This window comes from Ruegeria sp. CK2 (assembly GCF_056536585.1).
The window spans coordinates 1-6626 of the sequence record NZ_JBQFPW010000036.1; the positions used below are offsets into that span (position 1 = coordinate 1).

Consider the following 6626-nt stretch of genomic DNA (forward strand, 5'->3'; position numbering starts at 1 on the left):
GATGAACCGATGAACCGATGAACCGATGATACGCCAGACCCACTCGGCCTGCAAGTAACAGGCTGAATTTATTGCGAATATTGGCGATTTTCAGCCGAGCACGCGGGGGCCGATCAATGCGTTCCATACCCAACCTTAGAACCCGGTTGCTGTATTGGGAAATATTCCAATCCTATATTTACATAGCCTTCAACTATGGTAAGCCTGCACCCTTCAGACTTTCACTTTGTCAACTTGGTCTAAGCATAAAGTAACTGACCTTGGCGCAGTCGAAGCAAAACATAGTTTGTTACGCTCGCCCGCCATTTGCCACCTGATTTTTGATGTCCGGAATGTGCGGTCGGCAACATGCCATTCGAACGAAGTCCCACATGCGACCGCACCTGATCGCATTACGGGGTGCCGAATTCTGTATACAACTATTTTCGATAGATCAGGGTACACAGGCACGCCAGCTTAAATGCAGGGTACGAATGGTACATCACAGGCAGCCAAGGCTGAAATGAGGGAAAGTATCATGAAAAGTCGCAACATGGTTCTGTCTTTCTTCAGTCTTGCGAAGCATTGAGCATATCAGTCTCAACACCTTAGTACGCTGCTAAACCATAGTTAGGGCCTATTTAAGAATAGCCCCGTACACTTCGGGAACCTGTTATTATTAGTTGCCCTAGTTCAGCCTGCTGAGCGACGAATTGAAAACACTGGCGCTGTTGAATGCTGGAAAGGGAGGGCATGAAGTTGGTTCGTAAGCGGTGCTTTGGCCCCGTCAAAACAGAAACCCGTGATAGCAACCGAATGGTTACAATCAAATAAGTAAAGCAGGGGCATTTTCGTGCGCTATTTTAGTAGTTTGGTTCTTACCACTTCGGCTATTGTAACTTTGGCTACCGCCGTCTCGGCAAATATCTACTCCGACCAACTCACGCCCTACTCAGACCAACAGGTCTTGAAATTACTCGTCGTTGAATATGCTCGGGATCCATCAACTTTCGAGGATGCGCACGCGTACATCACCCTGAACCGGCCTGCGATCATGGAGGAATACCTCAGCCAGACCCTGGACAGGCACCTGACACCCGTAGCGGCTCTTCCTGGGAGTCAGGCGTCTGGGAGACCTCCGGAACGGGTTGGAACGGGTTCGATGATTATTCTCGGGATTCTCGGAATAGCAGCGGCAGTCTCTCTCGCAGGCGATGGCGGTAGTGAAGACTCTGATCCAGATTCCAGTCCATCACCTTCTCCAGGCCCCAACCCAACCAATCCTGAACCTGCACCGGAGGACCCACCGGCTAATCCGGTACCGGTGGATCCGCCGCCTGAGCCCGATGACTACACCGGGGGTTATCTCTATGATGATTCCGGAACGTTGATCAAACTCACTTCCGAAAGCGATTTTGAAGAAATAGAATCCTTGGCGGCAGCAGTCAGCAATGCGCGAAATTCTGCGAGATTTGGTGCACAACAGAGTGCCAGCAATTGGCCTTTCTCTGCAATAAAATTGGAATATGCGCGCGGCGCTGGGTTGACGGGCGCTGGCCAGACAATCGCGATCTTTGATGGTGGTTTCCAGTTTTCGCATGATGAATTTAAAGCCGTTGACCGAACCGTCACGAACGTGAACAACTCTATTGTTGCCGATCATGGTACGGCCGTCGCATCAATCGCTGCGGGTTCTGATGATTTCGGTCAAATCGAAGGTGTGGCTCCAAACGCAAATCTGCGGTTATTCGGTTGGGGTTCCATCGGAGACGAGCCAACATCCTGGGAAGCTTCCATTGCAGATGCGGCGGAACACGGCGCAATTGTTCACAGCAATTCCTGGATACTTGTGGCCTCGATTTCAGCAGGCAAATCAGTATTCTCAAGTCAGTATCGGGATGGTTTCGAAGAAGACCTAATAGACTACTCCAGGAAAGCAGTTGTGGTTTTTGCTGCGGACAACAACAGCCGTCGCTCGGACAGTACCTATTTGGCCGCCTTGCCGGTCGTGATTCCGGAGCTTGAACAAGGCTGGTTGGCCGTCATCAACTTATTCGTCCCCTACGACTTAGCAAGTGACAGTTTTGGAACACCCGTTCGAGTTTCCAGCGCGTGCTGGGAAGCTGCCCGATGGTGCATTGGGGCAGACGGTGCGGTGCAGGTGGCAAGTAGTAACGTAGACTCACCTTATGGTAGATCTGGGGGCACCTCTTTGGCTACCCCACAAGTTGCCGGGGCGATTGCACTGTTGGCGGAGGCCTTTCCTAACTTGTCGGGACCGCAATTACGCAATCGTTTGTTGGCCACTGCCGATAACTCGTTTTTTGAACACACCCATACACTGGAATTCGAGGGCGGTTTCTCCCATGGCTACAACGAGGAGTTCGGTCATGGGCTGATGGATTTGCGTGCCGCGCTTTTGCCCATCGGCACCTTATCCACGACAACTGCATCTGGAGAGCAATTGGTACTTGGGAAAGTCGCAATTGTAGGTGGCGGTGCCAGTGGGGACGCTCTGGTCAAGGGGCTGACCAATCTGCCAGTTCTGTCCATGGACCAAGTGGCTGGAGATTTTCGACTGGACGCGTCCTCTTTTGTGCAGCAAGCGTCTTGGAGTAATCCCCTGCTCCGTGCCGCTTTTTCTGTTGAGAGGGCCAACCTTGCCCGAGACCGAAACCTGACGAGGCTGCGCGCACAAGGCACGCGCCCAAGCCTAGATGTGTTAACCCCAAGCCGACTTTATGGTGCCGAGAACTATTTGGAGAGTTACAGGGGTGTGCTTTTACCCATCTATGCAAACAAGACGCAGCGTATCGAGCTGTTAGTCCCCACGGATAGTGAGGGCGACATCGGCTTTGAGGCGACCTACCTCAGACAATTTGATCGTAGTGCGATAACGCTCGGCCTTTCGTCCGTTTATGACACAGACGGCGTGTTGGGAATGACATCGACAGGCACGTCTGATCCGCTGGAGTCCGTATCCACGAGTTTGAACGTGTCTTGGTCTCTACCATTAAACGAGCGGTCATCGTTTCAGGTGTCCGGACAGTTTGGACTTACAGACGCACGGGCCGAAGGTTTGATTGGTGACTTCAGTCGGTTACGCTACGCCAGTTACCAAGTCGCATATGATCGCGCGGACACGTTTCAACAGGGCAGCACTCTCACTCTTTTTGTGCAACGACCAACTCGAATAGAGAGCGGAACAGCCTCTGTGGAACTTGCTTCAGGGCGCAATTCAAACAATGAACTCACATATACACAGTATGATATCGATCTGAGTCCATCGGCACATCAGGTCAATTTTGGGTTCGACTATCGAACACCGCTTGGCAACCAAGCGGAAATTCACCTTGGAATGCTGCATTCCACAAATGCTGGACATGTCTCGGGTGAAACGTCCACCGCTGGTCTGTTTCGAGTGCAGTGGCGTTTTTAATAAAGGCGGTGGGAAGCACTCACCCTGGTTGCCAGTCATCATCGAGCAAGGATTGTACTCCGGCATCAGTGATGGAGGCGTCGTGCGCGGATGTTAAGGTTTCAACCTCGCTGCCATCGCCGGATATGTAGGCACTGGTATATTTGGTTCTCCTGAACACTGAGCTATCGAGTTCGATCGTTGTCCGGTCCATATCGGTTCTGCGCGTGACCGAACCATCATGCCAGAGCTTGATCCGAACGCCATCAGCCACCCGGACGATGACACCCATGGCGTCAGCCTGAACACCCTGCCACGCCACTTCGATGTTTCGCCGCAAGATCACCCTGTCGCTGCGAAACTTAACCTGCGCATCGCCAAAGCTGCTACTCTCTTCGCTCTTGAGTACAACAAAGGCTTCCTGTTCGCCTGGGTCCTCGTGAATGGTGGCATTGGCGTTTTTGGGCGGCCAGATCTTGGCAACATCGCACTTGCGTCCCTGCGGACCCCGATGAAACCGACATAGAGCTGGGCCGATTTCCAGATGCGAGTGGCCTTCCTTCCAAGTGACGTCGATTTTACAGTCATGTGATTGGGCCTTTTGGAGCGGATATCTCGGACTGGCGTTTACAGGCGCTATGCGGATCGGCTGGGTAGTGCGCATAGTTCCAAGCATGGCGCAAGGCGGCTGCTACGTTGGAAGAATGGGCCGCCATCCGACACCTGGCCTCACGCCATTTATCGGCGCGTTGTTTTCGGCTGCTTTTCTCTTGCCGCTTCCAATCCACAGCGCGTTTTCGCATGACCTCATCTTCACTTGGTTGCTGCTCAGCGATCTGATCGGCCAATAATGGAAAAGCCGCACGTTCCTTCTGCTGTTTGCGGCGCAGGGCGGCACGCTTGCGCGGTGTGTCTTTGAAGGCAAAACGGGGCCACAATTTGAACCTCATGACACAATCCGCTCGTGGTTTCATATGAACACACCAAGCCAAGGAAACGGCCTGATGGACGAACATGGTTCCAAGAAAGGTGAGGACAGAGATAAGACTTGAACTTGGATTTCGATTAGCTAAGTTAGCTAGTAAGGGGAAATATCATGTTGTTTACCGTCCATAAGGCGAAAAGCCAATTGTCCAAACTCATTGACGCGGCGCTCGCCGGTGAAGAAGTTGTGATCGCGAAAGGAACTAAGCCGGTCGTAAAGCTGGTTGCGATACCGCAGTCCAGGTTCAAGCTGGGCGTGCTAGAGGGAAAGGTTGGAAATCCGCCTGATTTCCTTGAACCATTGTCTACCGAAGAACTCGACGCATGGGAAGGTAAGTGAAGCATGTTCTGCTAGACACCCACACATGGGTTTGGTCGTTTGCATCAAAGGCGGAGCTGTCGGCGACAGCACACGCAGCAATAGCGGCCGCAGATGGAGTGTTTGTCAGTCCGATCAGTTTTTTTGAAATAGGACAAAAGGTCAGGATTGGTAAGTGGCCCCAAATGGAACCGTTGGTGACAGACCTGCCAGACATATTGTCGGAGCAAGGTGGGCTCGCAGCGGCACTTTCACCTGAGATATGTTTGCATGCGGGTTTGCGAGACTGGTCTCATCGTGATCCGTTCGACAGGTTCTTGGCCTCGACGGCGGAGCTTTTGAACATGACACTCATTTCCAAAGATGCGGTCTTCGACATGCTGCCGGGATTGCAGCGTGTCTGGTAAAGGGATCTGCTGCAAATTTTGACCATTGATCTTCGAGGCGGTAGCGCCTGTGTAGCGAACGGCATTATCCAGTTAAAGGTTGGTCTGTGATTTCTTTCAAAGGTGCACAGTATCCGAAGGAAGTGATCCTGTTCGCAGTGTTCTTTTACGTCCGCTACGGTGCCTCCTATCAAGACCTGGAAGAAATCATCGCCGCGCGCGGTGTTTCTGTGGACCACACCACGCTGAACCGATGGGTAACACGGTATTCCGGTGCAATCGCTGAAGCAGCACGTCGCCGCAAAACACCGCGCGACCCTTCTTGGAGAATGGACAAAACTTACATTTAAGTGAAAGGTACGTGGGTTTACCTCTATCGGGCTGCCGACAAACACGGAAACCCCTTGATTTCATGCTTTCACGACGACGAAACAAGCCGACAGCCACAAGGTTCTTCGCCCGGATGTTGGAGACAAATGGAGTGCTTAAGAAGATTGTGATCGACAAGAGCGGTGCCAACACCGCCGGCATAAGAGCCATCAACAAAATGCTCTTAGGCTTTGGCTGTCCGGAGCTTCATCGACATCACATCCGGCCAGCTTTGGCTCCGACGTGTTGTCAACATGACCTGGATTTCATTTGAGACCCCACGCGACGCCGTTGAGACTGTGCGCTCCACAATCCGACTTCATTGTCAAAAGCTGTTGTGGCTAACTAATCCTCCCAGAACAGTCCACTTCCTGTTTTGGGCGAACATGACACTTGGGAGTTTAGCTAATGAGTCGCTCGAACCGACTACTTCGGCTGGATGGCTCAATACATCCCGGAAGAAGAACACTCGATGCGTTCGCTGGCGTGGACTTGCCCTTTTCGAGTGAAGCTAAACTCCAAAGTGTTTGCGGCTGTGCTCAGATCCAAAATCCCGAAGAGCCAGCAAGAAACTTCGAAATACTGAAACCCTCAAATACATGGTTGTAAATCTCTCTTGGCTCCAATGGAAAATAAACCCAACTCAATAAAGCAAATCAAATATTCAACCCTTGATTTTGAGCCAAGGCATCAGTTTGACGCAATTTCGCAAGTGGTAGCCCCTTTTTGCGACCTTAAGAAACCCCACTCAGTCGATAATGGATACCACGCCGAGTATTCAGCTTTCGATCTCTGTGGAATAGATATTGTTGATTGGGAATCTGATGCAAGCAGTAGCGAAAGAACGAATGAACTGATCAGAAGGTCCGATCTCGACTATTGGGCAATCTGGTTCATCCGAGATGGATGTCGTTACGATGAATTCAATGATCGTTCGGTAAAAACCAAAGCAGGGGATTTAATGCTCGTGTCGTATGCACAACCATGGAAATCACGTTGGGAAGGACGGAGCCTTGTGTCTATAGGACTTAATCGTGATAAGTTTTCCTGGATGGCGCCATCTCTTGATGAAGTCAATCTTTCGGTGCTCAATGGCTCCCTGACGGGGTTGCTTAGAACGTTTATCTCGACACTCGTCGATGAAGCACACAAAATATCCGAAGATCAAAAA

Annotated in this window: 6 protein-coding genes and 1 pseudogene; 6 read left to right on the forward strand and 1 reads right to left on the reverse strand. The window is 51.4% G+C overall.

What is annotated here, in order from left to right; translation table 11 throughout:
* The first annotated feature begins 832 nt into the window (after positions 1-832).
* Positions 833-3418, forward strand: coding sequence for a S8 family peptidase (locus tag ACR0BU_RS24325; RefSeq protein WP_480739501.1), 2586 nt, complete (start codon positions 833-835; stop codon positions 3416-3418).
* 220 nt (positions 3419-3638) lie between these two features.
* Positions 3639-3923: a hypothetical protein gene (locus ACR0BU_RS24330; RefSeq protein ID WP_480739499.1), complete on the forward strand. Its 285-nt coding sequence runs from the start codon at positions 3639-3641 to the stop codon at positions 3921-3923.
* A gap of 58 nt (positions 3924-3981) precedes the next feature.
* On the opposite strand, the gene ACR0BU_RS24335 is transcribed toward ACR0BU_RS24330, so the two are convergent.
* Positions 3982-4347: a hypothetical protein gene (locus tag ACR0BU_RS24335; protein WP_480739497.1), complete on the reverse strand. Its 366-nt coding sequence runs from the start codon at positions 4345-4347 to the stop codon at positions 3982-3984.
* A gap of 146 nt (positions 4348-4493) precedes the next feature.
* On the opposite strand from ACR0BU_RS24335, the gene ACR0BU_RS24340 reads away from it, so the two are divergent.
* The 4 genes and pseudogenes from ACR0BU_RS24340 to ACR0BU_RS24355 all read left to right on the forward strand — a co-directional run.
* The gene (locus ACR0BU_RS24340) at positions 4494-4721 is read left to right on the forward strand and encodes a type II toxin-antitoxin system Phd/YefM family antitoxin (protein WP_298938250.1); all 228 of its coding nucleotides are present in this window, start codon (positions 4494-4496) and stop codon (positions 4719-4721) included.
* On the forward strand, positions 4718-5107 hold the full coding sequence (locus tag ACR0BU_RS24345) for a type II toxin-antitoxin system VapC family toxin (RefSeq protein WP_480739495.1): 390 nt from the start codon (positions 4718-4720) through the stop codon (positions 5105-5107). The genes ACR0BU_RS24340 and ACR0BU_RS24345 overlap by 4 nt, the downstream gene beginning before the upstream one ends.
* A gap of 86 nt (positions 5108-5193) precedes the next feature.
* Positions 5194-5657: pseudogene (locus ACR0BU_RS24350) on the forward strand (IS6 family transposase); the annotation flags it as partial.
* A gap of 423 nt (positions 5658-6080) precedes the next feature.
* The coding region (locus ACR0BU_RS24355) for a hypothetical protein (RefSeq protein WP_480739493.1) at positions 6081-6626 on the forward strand (546 nt) is incomplete at its 3' end.